The following is a 23864-nucleotide window of genomic DNA, read 5'->3' on the forward strand; positions in this document are numbered from 1 at the left end:
TCAGCGGCTGGCAGCGCCTTCGGTCTTCAAGAACTGTGCGAAACCGGGGTCGGTGTAGGCGGCGGGCGGTAGATCGTCGGTGAGCAGAGCGGCGTCGACTTCGGCCAGTTCCTTGAAGCGCTGGTCGTCCTGCCAGACGCTGATGCCGACGAGCCCGACGACCAAGGCCACCAGGGGGGCGATAGTGCCGAAACGCATCCACCACACACTGCCCAACGCGGCGGCGTTGCCGCCGGCATCGACCACCACGGTGGCTGGCCGAGCCGGTTGGCGGCGGTTCGCCAGCGCCTGGGCACGCGCCACGCGCAGGCGTTCGGCGATGTCGTTGGGCAATGCGTCGGTGCCGGCGGACAGGCGTGCCGCCACGCGGCGGCCGAACTGTGCTTGTGCAGCGGCGCTGGCGGAAGAGGTCGAGTGATTCATAGTGAAATTCCCTTGGCTTTGAGCGCTTTGCTCAGCGCATGGACCGCACGCGAGCAATGGGTCTTGACGCTGCCTTCAGAGCAGCCCATGGCGGCGGCGGTTTCGGCCACGTCCATTTCCTCCCAGTAACGCATCAGGAAAGCCTCGCGTTGACGACCGGGCAAAGCCGCGATCTCTTTCTCGATGTCGTGGAAAACCTGGGCGCGTCGGGTGGTGTCTTCCGCGCTCTCCGTTTCCAGAGAGTCGGTGGGTGAGACGAAGTTCTCCAGAAGATCGAAATCGCCGCCATCGCCCGACGGCTCGAAGTCGCTCATGTTCGAGAACAACGCGCGGCGCGTCTTCTGCCGACGGAACCAGTCGAGCGTGCAGTTCGACAGGATCCGCTGGAACAGCATCGGCAGTTCATTGGCCGGCTTGTCGCCGTAATGCTCGGCCAGCTTCATCATGCTGTCCTGGACGATATCGAGCGCGGCTTCCTCGTCCCGCACGTGGTAGATGGAGCGCTTGAAGGCGCGTCGTTCCACGCTTTTCAGGAAATCGGAGAGTTCTTTTTCGGTGGCCAAGGACGGAGGCGCTTCGCGGCGCCGGGTGGGTGCTGTCTCCCGTGGACAGGGGTCTTTTTTGTTGCGGATTATCGCATCGGGCCCCGGCGTGGCGCATCCGCCACGAACGGCGCGCCGAGGGTGCCATAATCCCCGCTGCAATTCACACAGGCAAACGGGTCACTGCCCGGCGGAACATCAGTCCGCTCATGGCTTTGGCCTCAAGTCCCGACGCGGTCTCACAAGGGCTGGCAAGGGGCACCCAAGGTTTTTCGTTCCCGAAAACTCGAAAGGTTCATCATGGAAATCTCCAAGGCGGAGATCGCGTCTGCGGCTGCGGCTGCCGGCGGACAATCGCAAGAGCTCATGGGCGCTGAAGTGCTGATCAAGGCACTGCAGGCCGAAGGCGTCGAATACCTCTGGGGCTACCCGGGTGGCGCTGTCCTCTACATCTACGACGCGCTCTACAAGCAAGACACCATCCAGCATGTGCTGGTGCGTCACGAGCAGGCCGCAGTGCACGCGGCCGACGGGTTCGCCCGAGCCACGGGCGAGGTCGGCGTGGCGCTGGTCACCTCCGGTCCGGGCCTGACCAATGCGGTCACCGGCATCGCGACGGCCTACATGGATTCCATTCCGATGGTGATCATCTCGGGCCAGGTGCCGACGGCAGCGATCGGGTTGGACGCGTTTCAGGAATGCGACACGGTCGGCATCACCCGACCCATCGTGAAGCACAACTTTCTCGTCAAGGATCCCAAGGATCTGGCCATGACGATGAAGAAGGCCTTCCATATCGCGCGCACCGGTCGTCCCGGCCCGGTCGTCGTGGACATCCCGAAGGACGTGTCCTTCAAGAAGATCACCTACACCGGCTATCCCGACAAGGTCGAGATGCGCTCGTACAACCCGGTGAAGAAGGGCCACGGCGGGCAGATCCGCAAGGCGCTGCAACTGCTGCTGAACGCCAAGCGGCCGTACATCTACACCGGCGGCGGCGTGCTGCTGAGCAACGCGACGGCCGAACTGCGTACGCTGGTCGACATGCTGGGCTACCCGGTCACCAACACGCTGATGGGCCTGGGCGCCTACCCGGCGAGCGACCGCAAGTTCCTCGGCATGCTGGGCATGCACGGCACGATCGAGGCCAACAACGCGATGCAGAACTGCGACGTGCTGCTGGCCGTGGGCGCGCGCTTCGACGACCGCGTGATCGGCAACCCGAAGCACTTCGCACAGAACGAACGCAAGATCATCCACGTCGACATCGACCCGTCGAGCATCTCCAAGCGCGTGAAGGTCGACATCCCGATCGTCGGCGACGTCAAGGACGTGCTGACCGAACTGATCTCGATGATTCGCGAAGCCACGCAGAAGCCGGATGCGGGCGCGCTGGCCGACTGGTGGAAGACGATCGAGACCTGGCGCAGCAAGGACTGCCTCAAGTACGACCGCGGCAACCAGGACGTGATCAAGCCGCAGTACGTGGTCGAGACGCTCTGGAACATGACCAAGGACGCGGACGCGTACATCACGTCGGACGTGGGCCAACACCAGATGTGGGCGGCCCAGTACTACCGCTTCGACGAACCGCGCCGCTGGATCAATTCGGGCGGCCTGGGCACCATGGGCGTGGGCATCCCCTATGCCATGGGCATCAAGCTCGCGAAGCCGGAGTCGGAGGTGTTCACCATCACCGGCGAAGGCTCGGTGCAGATGTGCATCCAGGAACTGTCCACCTGCCTGCAGTACAACACGCCGATCAAGATCTGCGCGCTGAACAACCGCTACCTCGGCATGGTGCGGCAGTGGCAGGAGATCGAATACTCCGGCCGCTATAGCCACAGCTACATGGACGCGCTGCCCAACTTCGTGAAGCTGGCCGAGGCCTATGGCCACGTCGGCATGCTGATCGAGCGGCCGCAGGACGTGGAGCCTGCGCTGCGCGAGGCGCGCAAGCTCAAGGACCGCACCGTCTTCATGGACTTTCGCACCGACCCCACCGAGAACGTGTTCCCGATGGTCAAGGCCGGCATGGGCATCACCGAGATGCTGCTGGGTTCCGAAGACCTCTAGCGCGAGCGAGAGCGAAGCCATCAGTCCCCGTGTCCGAAGGGCCGGGTTTCAACTTTTAATCGACGAATCTATTGCCCGCCGAGCCCGCGCATTACCGTGCGCGGGGGAGGGCGGCGAAAAGAGGAGTTCGCACCCCATGAAACACATCATCGCTGTCCTGCTGGAAAACGAGCCCGGCGCGCTGTCGCGCGTGGTGGGCCTGTTCTCGGCCCGTGGCTACAACATCGAATCGCTGACCGTCGCGCCGACGGAGGACCCCAGCCTCTCGCGCATGACCATCGTGACGGCTGGTTCGGACGACGTGATCGAGCAGATCACCAAGCACCTGAACCGCCTGATCGAAGTGGTCAAGGTCGTCGACCTGACCGAAGGCGCCTACACCGAGCGCGAGCTCATGATGGTGAAGGTGCGCGCGGTCGGCAAGGAGCGCGAGGAGATGATGCGCATGGCGGAGATCTTCCGCGGCCGCATCATCGACGTGACCGACAAGAGCTACACCATCGAGCTCACCGGCGACCACGGCAAGAACGATGCCTTCCTCGAGGCCATCGACCGCGCCGCGATTCTCGAAACCGTGCGGACCGGTGCCAGCGGCATCGGGCGCGGCGAGCGCATCCTGCGCGTCTAGTTTTCAGTTCAACACCCACCAACGAGTCAACGAAGGAGCAATCATGAAGGTTTATTACGACAAGGACGCGGACCTGAGCCTGATCAAGGGCAAGACCGTCGCGATCATCGGCTACGGCTCGCAGGGTCATGCCCACGCCCAGAATCTGAACGACAGCGGCGTGAAGGTCGTGGTCGGCCTGCGCAAGGGCGGCGCTTCGTGGGACAAGGTTGGCAAGGCCGGCCTGAAGGTCGCCGAAGTCGCGGACGCCGTGAAGTCGGCCGACGTGGTCATGATCCTGCTGCCCGATGAGCAGATCGCCAACGTCTACAAGAACGACGTGGCACCGAACATCAAGGAAGGCGCTTCGCTCGTCTTCGCGCACGGCTTCAACGTGCACTACGGCTTCGTGCAGCCGCGCGCCGACCTCGACGTGTGGATGGTCGCCCCCAAGGCACCCGGACACACCGTGCGCGGCACGTACACACAAGGTGGCGGCGTGCCCCACCTCGTGGCGGTGCACCAGGACAAGTCGGGCAAGGCGCGCGACCTGGCCCTGAGCTATGCGGCCGCCAACGGCGGCGGCAAGGCCGGCATCATCGAGACCAACTTCCGCGAAGAAACCGAGACCGACCTGTTCGGCGAACAAGCGGTTCTGTGCGGCGGCACGGTCGAGCTGATCAAGGCCGGCTTCGAGACGCTGGTGGAAGCCGGCTACGCGCCCGAAATGGCGTACTTCGAATGCCTGCACGAACTGAAGCTGATCGTCGACCTGATCTATGAAGGCGGCATCGCCAACATGAACTACTCGATCTCGAACAACGCCGAGTACGGCGAGTACGTCACGGGCCCGCGCATCATCACCGACGAGACCAAGAAGGTGATGAAGCAAGTGTTGAAGGACATCCAGACCGGCGAATACGCCAAGAGCTTCGTGCTGGAAGCCGCTGCAGGTCAGCCGGCCCTCATCAGCCGTCGGCGCATCAACGCCGAGCACCAGATCGAAGTGGTCGGCGCGCAACTGCGCAAGATGATGCCCTGGATCATGAAGAACAAGCTGGTCGACCAGACCAAGAACTGATCGTTCCTTTCCCTGCTGAAGAGGCCACCGTTCGCGGTGGCCTTTTTCTTTCCGGGCGAGCCAGAAGCCTGAACTAAACTGCCGACCAATGCACGACGACACCCTTCCTGACGAGATCCAGCCGCGCAAGCGCCGCAAGGGCATCTACGTCCTGCCCAACCTGTTCACGCTGGCCGCGCTGTTCGGTGGCTTCTATTCGATCGTCATGGCGATGAACGCGCGCTTCGACCTGGCGGCGCTGGGCGTCTTCGCCGCCATGGTGCTCGACAGCCTGGACGGGCGTGTGGCGCGCATGACCAACACGCAGAGCGCGTTCGGCGAGCAGATGGATTCGCTGTCCGACATGGTGTCTTTCGGCGCCGCGCCGGCGCTCATCGCCTACGAATGGTCGCTCAAGGGCCTGGGGCGCTGGGGCTGGATCGCCGCCTTCGTCTACTGCGCCTGCGCCGCACTGCGGCTGGCGCGTTTCAACGTCAACACCGGCGTGGTCGACAAGCGCTGGTTCCAAGGCCTGCCGTCGCCCGCAGCAGCGGCGCTCGTGGCGGGCTTCATCTGGCTCATGACCGAGTGGGGCAAGCGCGGCGGCGAGGTGCTGTATCTGTCGTGGACGCAGATCACCTGGGTCACCTTCGCGTTCACGCTCTACGCCGGGCTGTCGATGGTGACCAACGCGCCGTTCTACAGCTTCAAAGACATCCAGATGAAGAAGAGCGTGCCCTTCGCGGCGATCGTGCTCATCGCGCTGGGCATCGCCGTGATCAACATCCATCCGCCGACGGTGCTGTTCGGTCTGTTCGTCGCCTACGGCCTGAGCGGCTACGTGGTGTATGGCTGGCGCAAGGCGAAGGGGCAGCCGGCGAGCGTGATCAGTATTTCCACCGACGAGCCCGACGAACGCGGCCTGCACAACTGAAGGCGGCCTGTGCTACATTCGCGCTTCCCATGAACAAGATCTCGCTGGCCCTACTACTCATCCCCTTCGGGCGGAGACGGTAGCGCACGCGCATCCCTCACCACGGCCCGTTCGCACCAGCAACGGGCCGTTTTGTTTGGGGTTGCTGGTGGTCTCACTCACCATCGAAAGCATCGTCATGTTGAAGCAACCGCAAGCCAAGTACCGCGCATTCGCCCCGATCGGCCTCAAGGACCGCACCTGGCCCGACGCCGTGCTGACGAAGGCGCCGATCTGGCTGTCGACGGACCTGCGTGACGGCAACCAGGCCTTGGTCGAGCCGATGGACATCGCGCGCAAGATGCGCATGTTCGAGACGCTGGTGGCCATTGGCTTCAAGGAGATCGAGGTCGGCTTCCCGTCTGCGTCGCAGGTCGAGTTCGACTTCGTGCGCAAGCTGATCGAGGAAGACCGCATCCCCGACGACGTGACGATCCAGGTGCTGACGCAGGCGCGCGAACCGCTCATCACGCGCACCTTCGAGTCGCTGCAGGGCGCGCCGCGCGCCATCGTGCACCTCTACAACGCAGTCGCGCCCATCATGCGCCGCGTGGTCCTCGGCATGGACGAAGACCAGATCGTCGAACTCGCGACCACGCATGCGCGCATGTTCAACGACTGCGCCGCCAAGCAGCCCGGGACGCAGTGGACCTTCCAGTATTCGCCCGAGATGTTCTCGGGCACGGACCTCGCGTTTTCGAAGCGCGTGGTCGACGCGGTCACCGAGGTCTGGCAGCCGACACCCGAGCACAAGTGCATCGTCAACCTGCCGTCGACCGTCGAGCATTCGACACCGAACATCTTCGCCGACATGATCGAATGGATGCACCGCCACCTGGCGCGGCGCGATGCGATCGTGCTGTCGGTGCACCCGCACAACGACCGCGGCACCGGCACGGCCGCCGGCGAGTTCGCGCTGATGGCGGGCGCCGACCGGCTCGAGGGCTGCCTCTTCGGCAACGGCGAGCGCACCGGCAACCTCGACCTGGTGAACGTCGCGCTCAACCTCTACACGCAAGGCGTGTCGCCCGAACTCGACTTCTCCAACATCGACGAGATCCGCGTCGTCGTCGAGCAGTGCAACCAGATCCCGGTGCACCCGCGCCACCCGTACGTGGGCGACCTCGTCTACACCTCGTTCTCGGGCTCGCACCAGGACGCCATCAAGAAGGCCTTCGCCGCGCGAAAGGACGACGACGTCTGGGACATGCCCTATCTGCCCATCGATCCGAAGGACGTGGGCCGCAGCTACGAGGCGGTGATCCGCGTGAACAGCCAGTCGGGCAAGGGTGGCATGGCCTACCTGCTCGAGAGCGAATACGGCATCGAGATGCCGCGCCGGCTGCAGATGGAATTCATGCAGGCGGTGCAGCGTGTGATGGACGTTGCCGGCAAGGAACTGACCGCGGCCGATCTCTATGCGCTGTTCGAACGCGAGTACGGCCTGAAGACCGTGCAGGCCCTGCAGCACCGCGTGATCGAGGAAGAAGGTGAAGGCGCCGCTGCATCGGTGGTGTTGCGCGGCGACCTGCCCTGGGGCGGCGAGATTCGCCGCATCGAAGGACGCGGCAACGGCCCCATCGACGCATTCATCCAGGCGCTCGCCGAGAGCACCGGCCACGCGATCCGAGTGATCGACTACCACCAGCACGCGATCGGGGCGGGCGCCGATGCGCAAGCCGTGGCTTATCTCGAGCTGCGGGTCGACGACCAGCACACGCTGTTCGGTGTGGGCATCGACCCCAACATCGTCTCGGCCTCGCTCAAGGCGATCGTGTCGGGGCTGGCACGTGCCCGGGCGCGCAACGCACCCAGCGCACAATCCGACACGGTCGCGGCCTGAGCCGCCCCGGCCACACAAAGAAGACAAGGACCTCACGATGACCGACAAGCTGATCATTTTCGACACGACCCTGCGTGACGGCGAGCAATCGCCCGGCGCGTCCATGACCAAGGACGAGAAGCTGCGCATCGCCAAGCAGCTGGAGCGTCTGCGGGTCGACGTCATCGAGGCCGGTTTTCCTGCGAGCTCGAACGGCGATTTCGAGGCCGTCAAGCTGATCGCGAACACCATCAAGGACTCGACCATTTGCGGCCTCTCGCGCGCCAACGACCGCGACATCTCGCGCGCTGCCGAGGCGCTCAAGGGCGCAGCCCGCGGTCGCATCCACACCTTCATCGCGACCTCGCCGCTGCACATGGAGAAGAAGCTGCGGATGTCGCCCGACGAGGTGTTCGAGCAGGCGAAGCTGGCGGTGCGCTTTGCGCGCAATCTGGTGGGCGATGTCGAGTTCAGCCCCGAGGACGGCTACCGCAGCGACATGGACTTCCTGTGCCGCGTGCTCGAAGCCGTGATCGCCGAAGGCGCAACGACCATCAACGTGCCCGACACCGTCGGCTACGCGATCCCCGAGCTCTACGGCAGCTTCATCAAGACGCTGCGCGAGCGCATCCCGAACAGCGACAAGGCGATCTGGTCGGTGCATTGCCACAACGACCTGGGCATGGCGGTGGCCAACTCGCTCGCGGGCGTGAAGATCGGCGGCGCGCGCCAGGTCGAGTGCACCATCAATGGTTTGGGCGAGCGCGCAGGCAACTGTTCGCTGGAAGAGGTGGTGATGGCCGTGAAGACCCGCAAGGACTACTTCGGGCTCGAGCTCGGCATCGACACGCAGCACATCCTGGCCGCCAGCCGCATGGTGAGCCAGACCACCGGCTTCGTGGTGCAGCCGAACAAGGCGGTCGTCGGCGCCAACGCCTTCGCGCATGCCTCCGGCATTCACCAGGACGGCGTGCTCAAGGCGCGCGACACCTACGAGATCATGCGTGCCGAAGATGTGGGCTGGGCCAACAACAAGATCGTGCTGGGCAAGTTGAGCGGTCGCAACGCCTTCAAGCAGCGCTTGCTGGACCTGGGGGTGACCATGCAGAGCGAAGCCGACATCAACGCCGCCTTTGCCCGCTTCAAGGAACTCGCGGACAGGAAAAGCGAGATCTTCGACGAGGACATCCTGGCGCTTGTCAGCGATGAGGAAGGCGCGAACGTTGGTGATCTGTTCGGGTTCGTCTCGTTGTCACAGCACAGCGAAACCGGCGAACGGCCCCAGGCCCGCGTGGTGTTCACCGTTCAAGGCAAAGAGGTCACCGGCGAGTCGGACGGCAATGGTCCGGTCGATGCTTCGTTGAAGGCGATCGAGTCTCACGTGCGAAGTGGGGCCGAAATGGTCCTCTATTCGGTCAATGCAATCAGCGGATCGACTGAAAGTCAAGGCGAAGTCACGGTACGCTTGCAGAACGCCGGCCGCATTGTGAACGGGGTCGGTGCCGACCCGGACATCGTGGTGGCATCGGCCAAGGCTTATTTGAGTGCGCTCAACAAGTTACAGAGCCAAGCTGAGAGAGTGGCCGCACAAGGCTAGTTTCGAGCGATCCTTTTGCTTCGAATGAAGAAAGGCGCGCAAGTAACTGTTATTGCGTGCTTTTTTTGATTTCGATACACTGCGGACACCTTTTATGCCGCTGGAGAGTTCTGAATGCCTGAGGCCCGTCCTTACCGAGTTTCGTCCCAGCGACTCCGACAAGCTCTCCGTCTGATCGCCGCCGCGCTCTGCGCCGTGGCTTTCATCGCTCCGGCCGCTCATGCCGCGGGCGCCAAACGACCTGTGGCGGCGAAGAAGAGCCAAGCCGCCACGGATGCGAAGCGCAAGACCGCGCCGGTCGCGCAGCGCACGTCCAAGGCAAACCAGACCGCCAAGAGCGTGCGCGGTGGCAGGAACGTCGTTGCCACCCTCCGCAAGAGCGGTGGCAAGACCGTGGTTGCCGTGCAGCGGCGCTCGGTCGTCCGCGTGGAGCAACCCGCCCGTCTTTCGTACGGGCAGATGGCTGGCCTGCACAGCACCGACGATGCGCTCGACTTGAAGTCCAGCGCTGCACTGGTCATCGACCAGGACACGCGCGAAGTGCTGTTCAGCAAGAACGACCATGCCGTGCTGCCGATCGCCTCGCTCACCAAGCTGATGACCGGCCTGCTGATCAGCGAGGCCCAACTGCCGATGGATGAGCTGCTCACCATCACGCAGGATGATGTCGACACCGAAAAGGGCAGCAGCTCACGCCTGCGCATCGGCGCCACTTTGTCGCGCGGTGAGCTGTTGCACCTGGCGCTGATGTCGAGCGAGAACCGCGCTGCCCATGCCCTGGGCCGCACCTTCCCCGGCGGGCTGGCCACCTTCGTCAGCATGATGAACGCGAAGGCCAAGCTGCTCGGCATGAAGGACACGCGTTATGTCGAGCCCACTGGTCTGTCGAGCCACAACCAGTCCAGCGCGCAAGACCTCGCGCTGCTGGTAAACGCCGCGTCGGGCAATGCCACGGTGCGTGAACTGTCGACCTCACCGGCGTACCAGGTCGAGGTGGGCAACCGGGTGCTGCAGTACAACACCACCAACCGCCTGGTGAAGAACCCTGACTGGCAGATCGGCCTGCAGAAGACCGGCTACATCTCCGAAGCCGGTCAGTGTCTGGTGATGCAGGCGCGCATCGCCGGCCGCAAGGTGATCATGGTGTTCCTGGATTCCGCCGGGAAGTTCAGCCGCATCGCCGATGCCGAACGCGTGCGCCGTTGGGTCGAGGCCTCGCACCTGATGTCGCCGACGCTGCAGGCCGCGTCGCAGCACGCCGCAGGCGACTGACCTTCCACAGCCGCCGTTTCAGCCGGCGGCAGGAGCGCTCTGGTTGTATCCCAGCGCGCTCGAGATCTCGCTGGCGGTGGCTTGCAGCTTGGGCAGCCAGCCTTCGTCCAGGCGATCGGCCGGTGCCGAGATCGACAGGCCGGCCACCAGCTTGCTCTGATCGTCGTAGATGCCCGCGGCCATGCAGCGGACCCCCAGTTCCAGTTCCTCGTTGTCGCGCGCGATGCCGTACTGGCGCGCCTTGGAGAGTTCGCGCTCGAGCATCGGCAACTGCGTGATGCTGTTGCGCGTGTGGCCGGCGAGCCCGGTACGGGTTGCGTAGCTGCGCACGCGCTGCGGGTCGTCGGCGGCGAGGAAGAGCTTGCCGGTCGACGTGAGATGCAGGGGCGCGCGCCCACCGATGGCGCGCACCACCTGCATGCCCGAGCGCTCGCTGTAGGCACGCTCGATGTACACGATCTCGTCGCCCTGGCGCATGCTGAGGTTCACCGGCTGCTGTGTCAGCTTGTGAAGCTCACGCATGGGTGCCAATGCCGCGTCGCGCACGTTCAGCCGGCCTTTCACCAAATTGCCCAGTTCCAGCAGTCGCATGCCCAGCCGGTAGCTGCCGGCTTCCGGGCGGTCGACGAAGCGGCCGACCGCCAGGTCGTTGAGGATCCGATGGGTGGTCGACGGGTGGAGCCCGGTCTTCTCGCTGATCTCCTTGAGCGAGATGGCCTCCTCGCGCGAGGCCAGCACATCGATCAGCGAGAACATGCGCTCGATGACCTGGATGACCGGCGTGGCAGGGACGTCTGATTGTGGTTTTCTCATGGGCGCAACGCGGTGATGTCCGGGCTGCGATTTTACCTTGTGAAATCGGGGGTCTGCCAGCACCCGTCGATCAGCAGCTCGTGCGGCACATAGCGCGCCTTGTAGTTCATCTTCGGGCTGGCCTCGATCCAGTAGCCGAGGTACACGTAGGGCAGGCCGAGCTGGCGCGCCTGCGCGATCTGCCACAACACGCCATGGTTGCCGTAGGCAGTGCCTTCCTCCGGCTCGTAGAAGGTGTAGACCGCCGAGATGCCGTCGTCGAGCACGTCGAGGATCGACACCATCTTGAGCGCACCTGCGCTGCCGTCGGGCAGCGTTTCGCGGAACTCGACCAGGCGCGAATTCACCCGGCTCTGCAGCAGGAACTGGGTGTACTGGTCGATGCTGTCGTGGTCCATGCCGCCGCCCGCATGACGGCCGTTCTGATAGCGCAGGTACAGCTGGTAATGCTCGGGCAGGAAGCACAGCTTGAGCACCCGCACCTGCAAGTCGGCGTGCTGCTTCAGGGCGCGGCGCTGGCTGCGGTTGGGCTGGAAGTCGTTGACCCGCACGCGCAGCGGCACGCAGGCGCTGCAGCCGTCGCAGTAGGGCCGGTACGTGAACATCCCGCTGCGCCGGAAGCCGTTGCGCACCAGGTCAGAGTACGCATCGTTGTGGATCAGGTGGCTCGGCGTCGCGACCTGCGAACGCGCCTGCCGGTCCGGCAGGTAGCTGCAGGGATAGGGCGCCGTTGCATAGAACTGCAACGTGTGGAGCGGGAGTTCCTTGAGGTGCGTCACGTCGTCCAAGAGGGTCGCGCAGGCAGGAGTTCGGCCCAGTATACGGGCTCGAAATGCCAAGACGGGCCGGGCTCCTCATGCGCTCGAGCGACATGGGCGACGAAGCGCTCCCGCGGCATTTCGACGGCGCCCAGGCTCGCGAGGTGGGCGGTGTTCTGCTGGCAGTCGATCAGCTGCACGCCATGACGGCGGCACAGGCACACGAGCGCGGCCAGCGCGATCTTCGATGCGTCGGTGCGGCGGGCGAACATCGACTCGCCGAAGACGGCACGGCCGATCGCCACGCAGTAGAGACCCCCGACGAGTTCGCCGTCGATCCAGGTCTCGACGCTGTGCGCATGGCCGGCCCGATGCAACGCGCCGTAGGCCTCGATCATCGGCGGCACGATCCAGGTGCCCGACTGCCCGTCGCGGGGTGCGGCCGAGCATGCGCGGATCACGGTGTCGAAGCTGTGGTCGATGCGGATCTCGCAGCGTTGATCGTTGCGAAAGGCCTGCAGCGCCTTGCGCAGCGATCGGTGGAGGCGAAACGCCGTGGGGGCCAGCGTCATGCGCGGATCGGGGCTCCACCACAGGATCGGCTGATCGTCGCTGAACCACGGGAAGATCGCATGGCGGTAGGCGTCGAGGAGGGTGGGGACATCGAGCGCCCCGCCGGCGGCCAGCAGTCCCGGCACCGGGTCGTGCGGGCCCCACGCCTCGGAAGACGGTGGCAGCGGGTCGCCGGGCGCGAGCCAGGGCAGGTTCATGGCAAAGACCTTGGCACGGAAGCGCCGATGCAGCGCTGAAGCACCTGGGAACGAGGGTAAGACAAAGGTTCTTGTTAACAGTCTGCGGACGAAGTGACAAGCGCTTTAACGTTTCATCGCCGTGCCATCCGAAGGACTACTTCACGGAATGGCCGACGGCGGCGATTGGGTCGCCTGAAGGCACCCGCTTCATCGCCCTGCCGCGCAAGAATAGCGGCACAAGAGCGACTCAAGGGGGGAAAGTGACCATTCAACGTGCAACCGCACCCGGGCGGCCGGCGCATCCGCCGCAATGCCCCGCCTGCGTGGCGCTCGTGGGGCCGACATGCTGAAGCGACTGCTGGCCTCGTCGATGATCACCCCGCCCGCCATCTGGGGCAAGCTGCCTGCGCATGCCGATTTCGTCGGCAGCGGCCAGAGCATGCGAGAGCGGGACGCCTGGCGTGACTGGTTCAATGCCCAGGGGGAGGCGGTCGTTGCGGCAGACGGCAACCACGACACCCGGGCTTTGCCCACCGCCTTCGTCCTGTCCCCCGGCGCCCTGCCTTTCGCGCGGAACCGATTCGTCGTCGGCGTCGTGGCCGCCTCCTGCGACCGATTCGGTCGACCGCATCCGCTCGTGGTCTACCACCAGGCCCATCCGCGTTGGGTCGCGCGCCATCTCGCGCGCCAGGCGCGGGAGCCGAACGACTGGTTCTTCTGGCTGGCTCGCACCGTCACCCGCCACGGCAGCCTGCTCGACGCGGCGGACATCCGCGCGCTCGAGCGCATGGTCGGCGCGCTCTGGCGCCTGCACGCGCCGACCTGGCTCGAGCTCTCCACGTCCGGCCGTCACGGCGTGGCCGCGCCGACGCGTGCGCGAGTTCAGGCACTGCTCGACCGCATGGCCGGGCCCGTGCGTCAGGACGACCCCGGCCGTCGCTTCAGGGGCGTGCGGCATCTGCCATGGACCGACTGGCCGCAGCGCTTGCGCCACAGCCCGGGCGAATGCGCGTTCTGGCAGCAGGACGCCCGTGGCCGCTACGTGAACGCATCGGACCGGCTGGACACGCTATGGGGCGGGCTGTCGTGACGTCATGGGATGCGGCGGCTGAGGTGGGCGACAGCGCACCGCTGGTGCTGCGGCTCGTCCGCGCCCGCGGGCTGCCGCGCATCGGCGCCTTCACCATTCCGCCGGAAGGTGCCGGCCTGGCGGCGGCACTGCAGCTCGGCGGACGGCCGTTGAGCCCGCTCGACAGCGAGGACGCCGACCGGTGCTCGATCGCGCGGATCGACAGCCAGTGGGTGATCTCCAACCAGAGCCGGGCGCTGGTCTGCGCGCTCAACGGACAGCGCATCGGCATGGGCAAACGGCCCGCCCTGTTCGATGGCGACGTGCTCGAAATCGGGTTGCTGCGTTTCGAGGTCGACGCCATGCACGGCCCGGTCCCTGTGGCTGCCGAGGCCATGCCGCCACCTTGGGTGCGCTTGGAGAAGGAAGACCCGCTCCCTCGCTCTGCGGACGAGGCCCTGGCTCAATTCGACCTTCGACATCGCGCCGGTCCGCCCGAGTCCACCTGGTAACGAACGCGTGTCGCCTGGGCCGCTGCAGCGTCGGCGGTCCGCCCGTATAGTGGCCGCTCGACAACCCCGCGCTGTTCACGGCCACCCGGCCGGTGCGCGCGTCTTGCAGGACTCTCGCGTGGACCACGACACAACATCCCCCGACCCCCTACGTTTCGGCAGTGGCCAGGCCGTTCGCCGGCTGGAAGACCAGGCGCTCCTCTCCGGCGCCGGCCGCTACACGGACGACGTGCAGCCTGACGGGCTCACGCACCTGATCTTCGTGCGCTCGCCGTACCCGCATGCGCGCATCGTCTCGGTCGATGCGTCGTCGGCGCTCGAGATGCCTGGCGTCGTCGGCATCCTCAGCGGGGCCGATCTGGTGGCAGCGGGCGTCCAGCCGATGCCGGGCACCGCGGGCTTCAAGCGGCCGGGCGGCGGGCCCGGTGTGTCCCCACCGCGGCGCGCGCTGACACACGAACGCGTGCGCTTCGTGGGGGAGCCGGTGGTGGCGGTGGTGGCCGACACGATCGAGCAGGCGCGCAACGCCGCGGAGGCCGTCTTCGTGGACTATGAAGAGCTGCCCATGGTGGTCGACCTCGCCGCCGCCGCTGCGTCCGGCGCGCCGCAGGTCCTCGACGAGGCGCCCGGCAACATCGCCGCGGAAGCGCGCCATGGCAACGCCGGCGCGACGACGGCCGCCTTCGCGAAGGCGAAGCACGTGGTCGCACTCGACATCGTCAACCAGCGCGTGGTGGCGCTCACGATCGAGCCCCGAGTGGTGCTGGCCGAGATCGAGGAGGGCTCGGGCCGGCTCACCCTCCGCATGAGCACGCAGATGCCATCGGGTGTGCGCAGTTCGGTGTGCGACGCACTTGGCCTGTCCAAGGAGCAGGTGCGCGTGGTGGTCGGCGACGTCGGCGGCGGCTTCGGCATGAAGACCGGCGCCTACCCGGAAGACATCGCCGTCGCGTACTGCGCGCATGTGCTCAAGCGCCCTGTCAAATGGGTGGCCGACCGCAGCGAGGAGTTCCTCTCGTCTGCGCACGGCCGCGACGTGTCTTCGCATGCCGAACTCGCGCTCGACGCCGACGGCAAGATCCTCGCGCTGCGCATCCATTCGCTGGCCAACGTCGGGGCCTACGCGACCGGCACCGGCGTCGCGATCCAGTTGCTGATCGGCCCGTGGGTGCAGACCAGCGTCTACGACATCCAGACCGTCGACTTCCACTTCCAGGCGGTGCTCACGAACTGCGCGCCGACCGGCGCCTACCGAGGCGCCGGCCGGCCCGAAGCCATCTTCCTCATGGAACGCCTGATGGACGAGGCCGCGCGCCAGACCGGCATCGACCGCATCGAACTGCGCCGCCGCAACTTCATCCGCCCCGAACAGATGCCCTACACCAACCCAATGAAGCAGGTGTACGACACCGGCCAGTTCGAGAAGGTGATGGACCAGGGCCTGGCGCTGGCCGACTGGTCGGGCTTCGAGGCGCGCGCCGCGCAGTCGAAGGCCGAGGGCAAGCTGCGCGGCCTCGGCATCGCGACCTTCCTCGAGTGGACCGGCGGCAATGTCTTCGAGGAACGCGTCACCGTGGCCGTGAAGCCCGATGGTTTCATCGAGGTCTTCTCGGCGGTCAACGCGATGGGGCAGGGCATCGCGACCTCGCTGGCGCAACTGGCTGTCGATGTGTTCGGCGTGCCGATCGAGAAGGTGCGCGTGATCCTGGGCGACACCGACCGGGGGGACGGCTTCGGCAGCGCCGGTTCGCGATCGCTCTTTACGGGTGGCTCGGCCGTGCGGGTCGGTGCGGAGCGCACTGTCGACCAGGCGCGCCAGCTGGCCGCCAAGGAATTCGAAGCGTCGGCTGAGGACGTGCGCTATGCGGATGGCAGCTTCACCGTGGCCGGCACCGACCTCAAGCTCGACCTGTTTGAGCTGGCCGGCAAGCAGCCCGAGGGCCAGATCTTCGTCGACTCGACCAGCGCCGTCAGCGGCCCGACCTGGCCGAACGGCTGCCACATCTGCGAGGTCGAAATCGATGCGCCGACCGGCGAGGTGAGCGTGGTGGCCTACAGCTCGGTCAACGATGTCGGCCGCGTGGTCAACCCGATGATCGTGCGCGGTCAGCTCGACGGCGGCGCGGTGCAGGGCATCGGGCAGGCGCTGTACGAGCGCGTGGTGTACGACGCCGAAACCGGCCAGCCGGTGACCGGCAGCCTGATGGACTACGCGGTGCCGCGCGCCGACGTGTCGGAGGTGATGTTCCGCACCGAGATGGACGAATCCACGCCGTGCAAGAACAACCCGCTGGGCGTGAAGGGCGTGGGTGAGCTCGGCACCATCGGCGCGACGCCGGCCATCGTCAACGCGGTGGCCGACGCCTTCGCGCGTGCCGGCCTGGCCGCGCAGGCGCCGACGCTGCAGATGCCGCTGAGTTCGGCGCGCGTCTGGCAAGCGCTGCAGACCGCCGACTGAGCGGCCTCAAAAGTCTTCCAGCGGCAGGCCGACATAGTTCTCGGCCAGCGAGGTGGCGGCGGCCGGTGAGTGCACCAGGTAGTCGAGCTCGGCTTCCTGGATCTTCTGCCCGAACTCGCCGGTGTCCGGAAAACGGTGCATCAGCGAAGTGAACCACCATGAAAAGCGCTCGGCCTTCCACACGCGGCGCAGGCACAGGTCGGAATAGCGGTCGAGTGCCGATGGCGAGCGCTCGCGGTAGAAGACCTCCAGGGCGCGCGACAGGTAGCCCACGTCGGCAGCGGCCAGGTTGAGCCCCTTCGCGCCGGTCGGCGGCACGATGTGCGCCGCGTCGCCGGCGAGAAAGAGACTGCCGAAGCGCAGCGGCTCGGCCACGAAGCTGCGCAGCGGTGCGATGCTCTTTTCCAGCGACGGCCCGGTCACCAGGCGCTCGCGCGCTTCGGGGTCCAGGCGCGCGCGCAGCTCGTCCCAGAAGGCCTCGTCGCTCCAGCGCTCGACGCGCTCGTCGACCGGCACCTGCACGTAGTAACGGCTGCGCGTCTCGCTGCGCATGCTGCACAGGGCGAAGCCGCGGGCCGTGTTGGCGTAGATGAGTTCGTCCGACACCGGCGGCACGTCGGCCAGCACGCCCAGCCAGCCGAAGGGATAGACCTTCTCGTACAGCCGCAGCGCGTCGTGCGGAACGCTTGCGCGGCTCACGCCGTGGAAGCCGTCGCAGCCGGCGATGAAGTCGCAGTCGATGTCGTGGGCGACGTCGTTCTTCAGGAAATGGACTTGGGGTTGCGTGCTGTCGAAGTCGTGCAGCGCGACGCGGTCCGCGTTGTAGATGGTTCGCAGGCCAGCGGCTTCGCGGGCCGCCATCAGGTCGCGCGTCACCTCGGTCTGGCCGTACACCGTCACGCGGCGGCCACCGGTCAGGCCGTGCAGGTCGATGCGGTGGCGCGCGCCCTGGAACAGCAGCTCGATGCCATCGTGCGGCAGGCCTTCGGCCCGGGCGCGTGTGTCGACGCGTGCGCGTGCCAGCAGGTCCATCGTCACCTGCTCGAGCACGCCGGCGCGGATGCGCCCAAGCACGTAGTCGGCGCTCTGCCGCTCGACGATCACGTTGTCGATGCCGGCCTCGTGCAGCAGTTGGCCCAGCAGCAGGCCGGCTGGGCCTGCGCCGATGATGGCGACTTGGGTGCGCATGAGGTGTCTCCTGAAGCTTGCAGATTCGAAGCCGCAGCGTAGGGCGCGGGCGTCGTGCGTCGTCGCCCCGCAGAGCGGCAGTGCGCGATGCACCGAGTGCCTGTGCGATGATCGCGCAGCAACCGGCTGCACCGTTCCACGCATGACCATCGCCAAACCCGACTTCATCGAAGGCATCGCCAAGGGCATGGCGGTGCTGGAGAGCTTCGACACCGAGCGGCAGCGTCTGAACGCCACGCAGGCTGCCGAACGCGCCGGCCTCACGCGCGCGGCGGCGCGGCGCCACCTGCTCACGCTGGCACACCTGGGCTACCTCGACACCGACGGCAGTTCGTTCTGGATGTCGCCCAAGGTGCTGCGCTTCTCGGGCAGCTACCTGTCGTCGTCGCGGCTGCCGAGAGCGCTGCAACCCACGCTCAACCGCCTCGCCGCGCAGACGCAGGAGTCCTTCTCGGCCGTCGTGCTCGACGGCGAAGAGGCCGTGATCGTCGCGCGCAGCGTGGCCTACGGCGCGCCCACGCGCGTGCTGGCGTACGGCCTGCACCTGGGCGCGCGCCTGCCGGCGCATGCCACGTCGACCGGCCGCATGCTGCTCGCTGCGATGAGCAGCGCGGAACTCGCGCAATGGCTCAAGGGTCGCACGCTGGCGCGGCTGACCCCGCACACCGTCACGCAGACCAGCGCGCTGCGGCGGTGCCTGGCGCAGGTGCGCAAGGACGACCACTGCATCGCGAACGAAGAGCACGAACTCGGCGTGCAAGCGCTCGCCGTGCCGCTGCGCGACATGCGCGGGCGCACAGTCGCGGCGCTCAACGTCGTGCTCTCCGGTGCGCACCGCAGCGACGATGCCTTGCGCCGCGACATGCTGCCATTGCTGTACGAAGCGGCGCGCGAAGTGCGAGCCCTGCTCTGACCGGACGACAACGATGCGATTGCTGCTGCTCGAAGACGACGTGATGATCGGCGAGGCCGTGCTCGACCTGCTGCGGGCCGAGCAGTACGCCGTCGACTGGGTGAAGGATGGCGAGGCCGCCGAGAGCGCCTTGCGCGCTCAGCAGTACGACTTGGTGTTGCTCGACCTGGGCGTGCCCAAGCGCGACGGGCTCGAGGTGTTGAGAGGCCTGCGTGCGCGCAAGCAGCGCATGCCGGTGCTGATCGCCACCGCGCGCGATTCGGTGCAGCAGCGCATCGAAGGCCTCGACGCCGGTGCCGACGACTATGTGCTCAAGCCCTACGACCTCGACGAACTGCTCGCGCGCATCCGCGCCTTGCTGCGCCGCGCCTCGGGCCGCGCCGAGCCGGTGTACGAGCACCTGGGCGTGAGCATCAATCCTGGCACGCGCGAAGCGTCGGTGAACGGCCAGCCTGTGATCCTCTCGGCGCGCGAATGGGCGGTGCTCGAGCCGCTCATCGCCCGGCCCGGCCTGGTGCTGTCGCGCGCGCAGATCGAGGAGAAGCTCTACAGCTGGAAGGACGAGATCAGCAGCAACGCGGTCGAGGTGTACATCCACGGCCTGCGCAAGAAGCTGGGGGCGGACTTCATCCGCAATGTCCGCGGCGTCGGCTACATGGTTCCGCGCGAATGACGCGTCGCCCCTTCGCTTTTCTCGGCTCGCTGCGCGCGCGGCTGCTGCTGTTTTTGTTGATGGCCATCGTGCTCGCCGCAGGCGCGCAGGCCTTTGTCGCCTACCGAACGGTATTGAACGAAGCCGACGAAATCTTCGACTACCACATGCAGCAGATGGCGATGTCGCTGCGCTCGGGGCTGCCGCCGAGTTCGGCGGTCGGCGGCATCGGCGGTGCGGAGCAGAACTTCGAGTTCGTGGTGCAGGTGTGGACCGCCGATGGCGTGCGCATCTTCGAGTCCGCCGAGCAGGCCGCGCTGCCGCAGATCGCGGTGCTGGGCTTCGCCGACGTGCGCGCGCGCGGCACCACCTACCGCGTGTACTCGATGCAGACGCGCAGCCTGGTGATCCAGGTCGCGCAGGACATGGCGGTGCGCCGCCAGATGGCGCGGGCGCTGGCCGTGCGCACGGTCATGCCGGTGGCCTTGATGGCGCCCATCCTGATGCTGGTCGTGTGGTGGGTGGTCAGCCGGTCGCTCGCGCCGGTGGCGCGGGTGCGGCGTCAGGTGGCCGCGCGCCAGGCCGACGATCTGTCACCGGTCGGCGAGGAAGGCCTGCCCGACGAGGTGCGTCCGCTGGTGCAGGAACTCAATCTGCTGTTCGAGCGCGTGCGCCACGCCTTCGACGCGCAGAAGCATTTCGTGGCCGATGCCGCGCATGAACTTCGTTCGCCGCTGGCGGCCCTCAAGCTGCAGGTGCAGGGCCTGCAGCGCGCGAACGACGAGGCCACGCGCACGCTGGCCATCGGCCGGCTCGCGGCCGGCATCGAGCGCGCGACCAAGCTGGTCGAGCAGATGCTCGCGCTGGCGCGGCACGAGGCCAGCGTGGCGGCCGGCGCGGCGGCGGAGCCCGTCGATCTGCCCGAACTCGCGCGGCTCGCCGTGTCCGATGTGGTCGCAGCGGCGCAGGCGCGGCGCATCGACATCGGGCTCGACCAAGCCGATGCGGTCGTGGTGCCAGGCCACCCCGAGGCGTTGCGCATGCTGCTGCGCAACCTGCTCGACAACGCCGTCAAGTACACGCCCGAAGGCGGTCGCGTCGACCTGGGCATCGTGGCCGACGATGACGGGGTCGAGGTGCAGGTCGACGACAGCGGCCCCGGCCTGCCGGCGGAGGAGCGCGAGCGCGTGCTCGACCGCTTCTACCGCGCCGGTCAGGCGCAGGCGCCGGGCAGCGGGCTGGGCCTGGCGATCGTCAAGTCGATCGCCGACCTGCACGGCGCCACCGTCGCGCTGGGCGCGTCGGAGCGGCTCGGCGGCCTGCGCGTCGTCGTGCGCTTTCCGCATCGCCGCTGAGTCCCGCGTCGCGCGCGCCGCGACGCTGCCTGTTTAAGCGCGACCTAAGTCTGGGCGCGCACATTCCTTTCCATCGTGTTTCATCCCACACCTCGAAAGGAATCTCCATGAACACCCGACTGACTTCGACCAAAGGCCTCGTGCTGGCGCTGGCGTCCGCCGGCGTGATCGGCGCGGTGGGCGCAGGCGCCTACACCAGCGCGCGCGCCGTGGCGCCGGCGCCGGTCGCGACGGTCGCTGCCGCGCCGCTGGTGACGATGCCCGACTTCTCCACCATCACCCAGCGCGATGGCCCGGCGGTGGTGAACATCAGCGTCACCGGCACGACCAAGACCTCCTTCGACGGTGCCGCCGGCATGGACCCGGACGACCCGATGGCCGAGTTCTTCCGCCGCTTCGGCGGGCAGCTCGGCCCGCGCGGGCCGCAGCGCGACGTGCCCACGCGCGGCCAGGGTTCGGGCTTCATCGTGAGCGCCGACGGCACCATCCTCACCAACGCCCACGTCGTGAAGGACGCGAAAGAAGTCACCGTCAAGCTCACCGACCGACGCGAGTTCCGCGCCAAGGTGCTGGGCGCCGACGAGAAGACCGACATCGCGGTACTGAAGATCGACGCCAAGGACCTGCCGACCGTCGCGCTCGGCAGCACCAAGGACCTGAAGGTCGGCGAATGGGTGCTGGCCATCGGTTCGCCCTTCGGCTTCGAGAACACCGTGACCGCCGGCGTGGTGAGCGCCAAGGGCCGCTTGCTGCCCGACGACAGCTACGTGCCCTTCATCCAGACCGACGTGGCGATCAACCCCGGCAACTCCGGCGGTCCGCTGCTCAACACGCGCGGCGAGGTGGTGGGCATCAACTCGCAGATCTACAGCCGCAGTGGCGGCTACCAGGGCGTGTCCTTCGCGATCCCGATCGACGTGGCGGTGCAGATCAAGGACCAGATCGTCGCCACCGGCAAGGCGACCCACGCGCGCCTGGGCGTCGCGGTGCAAGAGGTGAACCAGGCCTTCGCTGATTCCTTCAAGCTCGACAAGCCCGAAGGCGCGCTGGTGTCGAACGTCGAGAAGGGCAGCCCGGGCGACAAGGCCGGTCTGCGCTCGGGTGACGTGATCCGCGCGGTCGACGGGCAGCCGATCGTGTCGTCGGGCGACCTGCCGGCCGTCATCGGCCAGCGCAAGCCGGGCAGCCAGGTGACGCTGGACGTGTGGCGCCAGGGCGCGCGCGAGCAGATCACGGCCAAGCTCGGCGATGCGTCCGACAAGGGCAGCGTCGTCGCGAAGAACGACGAGGCTGTCGGCCAGGGCAAGCTGGGGCTCGCGCTGCGCCCGTTGCAGCCGCAGGAGAAACGCGAAGCCGAGGTCGAGAACGGCCTGCTGATCGAAGACGCCGCGGGACCGTCCGCCTTGGCCGGTGTGCAGGCGGGCGATGTGCTGCTGGCCATCAACGGCACGCCCGCCCAGAGCGTCGAGCAGGTGCGTGAGGTGGCGGCCAAGGCTGGCAAATCCGTGGCACTGCTGATTCAGCGCGGCGGCGATCGGATTTTCGTGCCGGTGCGCATGGGCTGATTTCCGCAATATCGCATCCGCACCGCAATGACCCCGCCGTTCTTCCGAGACGGCGGGGCTTTTTCATGGGCTGGCCGGCAACGTGCGACGCAGTGCACGAAAGCAAACGCAATTTGAAGTAAATCAAGGAATGTCATTGAAAGTGAGTGCGCCGTGAGACAAATGTGCTGAGAATGCAAAACATCGAGAGCTCCGAGGGCCGGCGCCGACAACGGCGCGGACAAAGGGGTGGCGCGGCCCTGGGAGGGGGCGTGCTGCAGGGGCTCCATGACAGTGAATAAGAAGATCCATGAAAGACTTTTCACTTGCCGACGTGCGCTTGTTCATCAAGGCCGTCGAACTGGGCGGATTGACACTCGCCGCCGATGTGCTGGATGTCCCGAAGGCCTCCGCATCCCGTCAATTGCAGCGTCTGGAAGCCAGCGTGGGCCATGTGCTGCTGCACCGGGGCTCGGCGCGGTTCGCCTTGACCGAAGAGGGGCGGCAGTTCTTCGAGACGGCGGTCGACATGCTGTGTGCGGTCGACCGGGCCATGTCGACGCTCTATGCCGACGAGCGCGCCCTCACCGGTCGCCTGCGCATCGCGGCACCGACCTACGCGGGGCGCCAGTTCCTCGCGGCCCATCTGCCGGGCTTCATGGACGCGCATCCGCAACTGCAGCTGTCGCTGGAGCTGGGCAACCGCCATGCCGATCTCTTCCGTGACGAGGCCGATGTGCTGCTGCGCATCGGTCGCGAGGGCTGCGAGGAACTGGTGGCCCGGCGACTGGCCACCGTGCCGATGCGCTTGTGCGCCTCGCCGGCCTATCTGGGCCGCAGCCCGGCCATCGTTACCTTGTCCGATCTGGCGGGTCATGCCTTCCTGACCGGATGCGCGCATCGGCGGGTGGGCGAAATGACCGTGCCGACGGCGTGTCATCCACGCAGCGTGGCGGGGGAGACGGTGCTGCATGCCAACGACCCTGAATTGTTGCTGTCGCTGGCCTGCGCCGATCGCGGCATTGCCTTGTTGCCCGCTGAGTTGGCGGCGCCGGCGCTGGAATCCGGGGAATTGGTGGCCGTGTTGCCGTTCGTCCCCTTGGCGGACGAAGAGGTCAATCTGGTATTCCTGCCAGGGCGTCGGAATTCCAGAAAAATTAGGACGTTCGTCGAATATCTTCTCGACGTGACGCAAGACATCCGGCCTGCCAGCGTAGGGCAGCTCTCGTGATATTTCGCTGATGGCCGAGCCATCGGGTGCCGCGTCGAGCGTTGCGGTTGTCCGAAATGGAACTGCCGGTACCGGCCGCGAAGCGTGAAGTAGTTCCGCTACTTTTTGCAACAACGCCCAGTACATTTATTCACATTCAAAAATAAGAATTTCTTCGACACCGGTACAGGGGACGGGTCGAGTCAATTCCGAAGGCCCGAAAGCGGCCAGGAATTGATGGCTGAATAAAAACAAAAGTATTCGAGGG

General features: G+C 66.5%; 21 protein-coding genes. 15 read left to right on the forward strand and 6 right to left on the reverse strand.

What is annotated here, in order from left to right:
* Both ACSFA0_RS08840 and ACSFA0_RS08845 read right to left on the reverse strand, forming a co-directional pair.
* Positions 1-423 (reverse strand): DUF3619 family protein, encoded by a 423-nt coding sequence (locus ACSFA0_RS08840; protein WP_435449821.1) that lies wholly within the window; start codon positions 421-423, stop codon positions 1-3.
* A complete protein-coding gene (locus ACSFA0_RS08845; RefSeq protein ID WP_435449822.1) occupies positions 420-986 on the reverse strand; it encodes an RNA polymerase sigma factor in 567 nt (188 codons plus the stop codon). The genes ACSFA0_RS08840 and ACSFA0_RS08845 overlap by 4 nt, the downstream gene beginning before the upstream one ends.
* Positions 987-1265: 279 nt before the next feature.
* Between ACSFA0_RS08845 and ACSFA0_RS08850 the strand changes: the two genes are divergently transcribed.
* The 7 genes from ACSFA0_RS08850 to ACSFA0_RS08880 all read left to right on the forward strand — a co-directional run bounded on the left by ACSFA0_RS08850 (position 1266) and on the right by ACSFA0_RS08880 (position 10372).
* Positions 1266-3041: an acetolactate synthase 3 catalytic subunit gene (locus ACSFA0_RS08850; RefSeq protein ID WP_435449823.1), complete on the forward strand. Its 1776-nt coding sequence runs from the start codon at positions 1266-1268 to the stop codon at positions 3039-3041.
* A 136-nt stretch (positions 3042-3177) separates the two neighbouring features.
* The gene (ilvN, locus tag ACSFA0_RS08855; RefSeq protein ID WP_158722722.1) at positions 3178-3669 is read left to right on the forward strand and encodes an acetolactate synthase small subunit; all 492 of its coding nucleotides are present in this window, start codon (positions 3178-3180) and stop codon (positions 3667-3669) included.
* Positions 3572-4729 (forward strand): ketol-acid reductoisomerase, encoded by a 1158-nt coding sequence (ilvC, locus tag ACSFA0_RS08860; RefSeq protein ID WP_435449824.1) that lies wholly within the window; start codon positions 3572-3574, stop codon positions 4727-4729. The genes ilvN and ilvC overlap by 98 nt, the downstream gene beginning before the upstream one ends.
* An 88-nt stretch (positions 4730-4817) precedes the next feature.
* On the forward strand, positions 4818-5642 hold the full coding sequence (gene pssA / locus ACSFA0_RS08865; protein WP_435449825.1) for a CDP-diacylglycerol--serine O-phosphatidyltransferase: 825 nt from the start codon (positions 4818-4820) through the stop codon (positions 5640-5642).
* Between the two features lie 178 nt (positions 5643-5820).
* Positions 5821-7524 carry a 2-isopropylmalate synthase gene (gene leuA, locus ACSFA0_RS08870; RefSeq protein ID WP_435449826.1) on the forward strand — a complete coding sequence of 568 codons (1704 nt, stop codon included), beginning with the start codon at positions 5821-5823 and terminating at the stop codon, positions 7522-7524.
* A gap of 37 nt (positions 7525-7561) precedes the next feature.
* Positions 7562-9100, forward strand: coding sequence for a 2-isopropylmalate synthase (locus ACSFA0_RS08875; RefSeq protein WP_435449827.1), 1539 nt, complete (start codon positions 7562-7564; stop codon positions 9098-9100).
* Between the two features lie 114 nt (positions 9101-9214).
* The gene (locus ACSFA0_RS08880) at positions 9215-10372 is read left to right on the forward strand and encodes a serine hydrolase (RefSeq protein ID WP_435449828.1); all 1158 of its coding nucleotides are present in this window, start codon (positions 9215-9217) and stop codon (positions 10370-10372) included.
* Between the two features lie 18 nt (positions 10373-10390).
* Here the strand turns inward: ACSFA0_RS08880 and ACSFA0_RS08885 are convergent, their stop codons facing one another.
* From ACSFA0_RS08885 to aat, 3 genes are read right to left on the reverse strand one after another with little or no spacing between them, the layout of a single operon-like run.
* Positions 10391-11185, reverse strand: a complete 795-nt coding sequence (locus ACSFA0_RS08885) for an IclR family transcriptional regulator (RefSeq protein ID WP_435449829.1) — start codon at positions 11183-11185, stop codon at positions 10391-10393.
* 32 nt (positions 11186-11217) lie between these two features.
* Positions 11218-11964 (reverse strand): arginyltransferase, encoded by a 747-nt coding sequence (locus ACSFA0_RS08890; protein ID WP_435449830.1) that lies wholly within the window; start codon positions 11962-11964, stop codon positions 11218-11220.
* On the reverse strand, positions 11961-12713 hold the full coding sequence (gene aat / locus ACSFA0_RS08895) for a leucyl/phenylalanyl-tRNA--protein transferase (protein ID WP_435449831.1): 753 nt from the start codon (positions 12711-12713) through the stop codon (positions 11961-11963). The genes ACSFA0_RS08890 and aat overlap by 4 nt, the downstream gene beginning before the upstream one ends.
* A 325-nt stretch (positions 12714-13038) precedes the next feature.
* On the opposite strand from aat, the gene tagF reads away from it, so the two are divergent.
* From tagF to ACSFA0_RS08910, 3 genes are all read left to right on the forward strand, one after another.
* On the forward strand, positions 13039-13785 hold the full coding sequence (gene tagF, locus ACSFA0_RS08900) for a type VI secretion system-associated protein TagF (RefSeq protein WP_435449832.1): 747 nt from the start codon (positions 13039-13041) through the stop codon (positions 13783-13785).
* Complete coding sequence (locus ACSFA0_RS08905) at positions 13782-14276, forward strand: hypothetical protein (RefSeq protein ID WP_435449833.1); 495 nt, start codon at positions 13782-13784, stop codon at positions 14274-14276. The genes tagF and ACSFA0_RS08905 overlap by 4 nt, the downstream gene beginning before the upstream one ends.
* Positions 14277-14394: 118 nt before the next feature.
* Positions 14395-16734, forward strand: coding sequence for a xanthine dehydrogenase family protein molybdopterin-binding subunit (locus ACSFA0_RS08910; RefSeq protein WP_435449834.1), 2340 nt, complete (start codon positions 14395-14397; stop codon positions 16732-16734).
* A 6-nt stretch (positions 16735-16740) separates the two neighbouring features.
* Here ACSFA0_RS08910 and pobA read toward each other — a convergent pair whose 3' ends face one another.
* Positions 16741-17922, reverse strand: coding sequence for a 4-hydroxybenzoate 3-monooxygenase (gene pobA, locus ACSFA0_RS08915; RefSeq protein WP_435449835.1), 1182 nt, complete (start codon positions 17920-17922; stop codon positions 16741-16743).
* A 142-nt stretch (positions 17923-18064) separates the two neighbouring features.
* On the opposite strand from pobA, the gene ACSFA0_RS08920 reads away from it, so the two are divergent.
* The 5 genes from ACSFA0_RS08920 to ACSFA0_RS08940 all read left to right on the forward strand — a co-directional run bounded on the left by ACSFA0_RS08920 (position 18065) and on the right by ACSFA0_RS08940 (position 23617).
* Positions 18065-18835 carry an IclR family transcriptional regulator domain-containing protein gene (locus ACSFA0_RS08920; RefSeq protein ID WP_435449836.1) on the forward strand — a complete coding sequence of 257 codons (771 nt, stop codon included), beginning with the start codon at positions 18065-18067 and terminating at the stop codon, positions 18833-18835.
* Between the two features lie 13 nt (positions 18836-18848).
* A complete protein-coding gene (locus ACSFA0_RS08925) occupies positions 18849-19508 on the forward strand; it encodes a response regulator (RefSeq protein ID WP_435449837.1) in 660 nt (219 codons plus the stop codon).
* Positions 19505-20842, forward strand: a complete 1338-nt coding sequence (locus ACSFA0_RS08930; protein ID WP_435449838.1) for an ATP-binding protein — start codon at positions 19505-19507, stop codon at positions 20840-20842. The genes ACSFA0_RS08925 and ACSFA0_RS08930 overlap by 4 nt, the downstream gene beginning before the upstream one ends.
* A gap of 107 nt (positions 20843-20949) precedes the next feature.
* Positions 20950-22407: a DegQ family serine endoprotease gene (locus ACSFA0_RS08935; protein ID WP_435449839.1), complete on the forward strand. Its 1458-nt coding sequence runs from the start codon at positions 20950-20952 to the stop codon at positions 22405-22407.
* A gap of 289 nt (positions 22408-22696) precedes the next feature.
* Entirely contained in the window at positions 22697-23617 is a 921-nt protein-coding gene (locus tag ACSFA0_RS08940) for a LysR family transcriptional regulator (protein WP_435449840.1), read from the forward strand.
* The last annotated feature ends 247 nt before the right edge of the window (positions 23618-23864 follow it).

It is taken from the genome of Variovorax restrictus (assembly GCF_051216715.1).
In the GTDB taxonomy this organism is placed as follows: Bacteria; Pseudomonadota; Gammaproteobacteria; order Burkholderiales; family Burkholderiaceae_C; genus Variovorax.

Excerpts from the sequence above, each read along its gene's own strand:
- pssA (WP_435449825.1), top strand. The coding sequence starts at position 4,818 with ATGCACGACGACACCCTTCCTGACGAGATCCAGCCGCGCAAGCGCCGC.
- ACSFA0_RS08935 (WP_435449839.1), top strand. The coding sequence starts at position 20,950 with ATGAACACCCGACTGACTTCGACCAAAGGCCTCGTGCTGGCGCTGGCG.
- tagF (WP_435449832.1), top strand. The coding sequence starts at position 13,039 with ATGCTGAAGCGACTGCTGGCCTCGTCGATGATCACCCCGCCCGCCATC.
- ACSFA0_RS08885 (WP_435449829.1), bottom strand. The coding sequence starts at position 11,185 with ATGAGAAAACCACAATCAGACGTCCCTGCCACGCCGGTCATCCAGGTC.
- ACSFA0_RS08850 (WP_435449823.1), top strand. The coding sequence starts at position 1,266 with ATGGAAATCTCCAAGGCGGAGATCGCGTCTGCGGCTGCGGCTGCCGGC.
- aat (WP_435449831.1), bottom strand. The coding sequence starts at position 12,713 with ATGAACCTGCCCTGGCTCGCGCCCGGCGACCCGCTGCCACCGTCTTCC.
- ACSFA0_RS08930 (WP_435449838.1), top strand. The coding sequence starts at position 19,505 with ATGACGCGTCGCCCCTTCGCTTTTCTCGGCTCGCTGCGCGCGCGGCTG.
- ACSFA0_RS08880 (WP_435449828.1), top strand. The coding sequence starts at position 9,215 with ATGCCTGAGGCCCGTCCTTACCGAGTTTCGTCCCAGCGACTCCGACAA.
- leuA (WP_435449826.1), top strand. The coding sequence starts at position 5,821 with ATGTTGAAGCAACCGCAAGCCAAGTACCGCGCATTCGCCCCGATCGGC.
- ilvN (WP_158722722.1), top strand. The coding sequence starts at position 3,178 with ATGAAACACATCATCGCTGTCCTGCTGGAAAACGAGCCCGGCGCGCTG.
- pobA (WP_435449835.1), bottom strand. The coding sequence starts at position 17,922 with ATGCGCACCCAAGTCGCCATCATCGGCGCAGGCCCAGCCGGCCTGCTG.
- ACSFA0_RS08840 (WP_435449821.1), bottom strand. The coding sequence starts at position 423 with ATGAATCACTCGACCTCTTCCGCCAGCGCCGCTGCACAAGCACAGTTC.
- ACSFA0_RS08875 (WP_435449827.1), top strand. The coding sequence starts at position 7,562 with ATGACCGACAAGCTGATCATTTTCGACACGACCCTGCGTGACGGCGAG.
- ACSFA0_RS08925 (WP_435449837.1), top strand. The coding sequence starts at position 18,849 with ATGCGATTGCTGCTGCTCGAAGACGACGTGATGATCGGCGAGGCCGTG.
- ilvC (WP_435449824.1), top strand. The coding sequence starts at position 3,572 with ATGCCTTCCTCGAGGCCATCGACCGCGCCGCGATTCTCGAAACCGTGC.
- ACSFA0_RS08920 (WP_435449836.1), top strand. The coding sequence starts at position 18,065 with ATGACCATCGCCAAACCCGACTTCATCGAAGGCATCGCCAAGGGCATG.
- ACSFA0_RS08940 (WP_435449840.1), top strand. The coding sequence starts at position 22,697 with ATGAAAGACTTTTCACTTGCCGACGTGCGCTTGTTCATCAAGGCCGTC.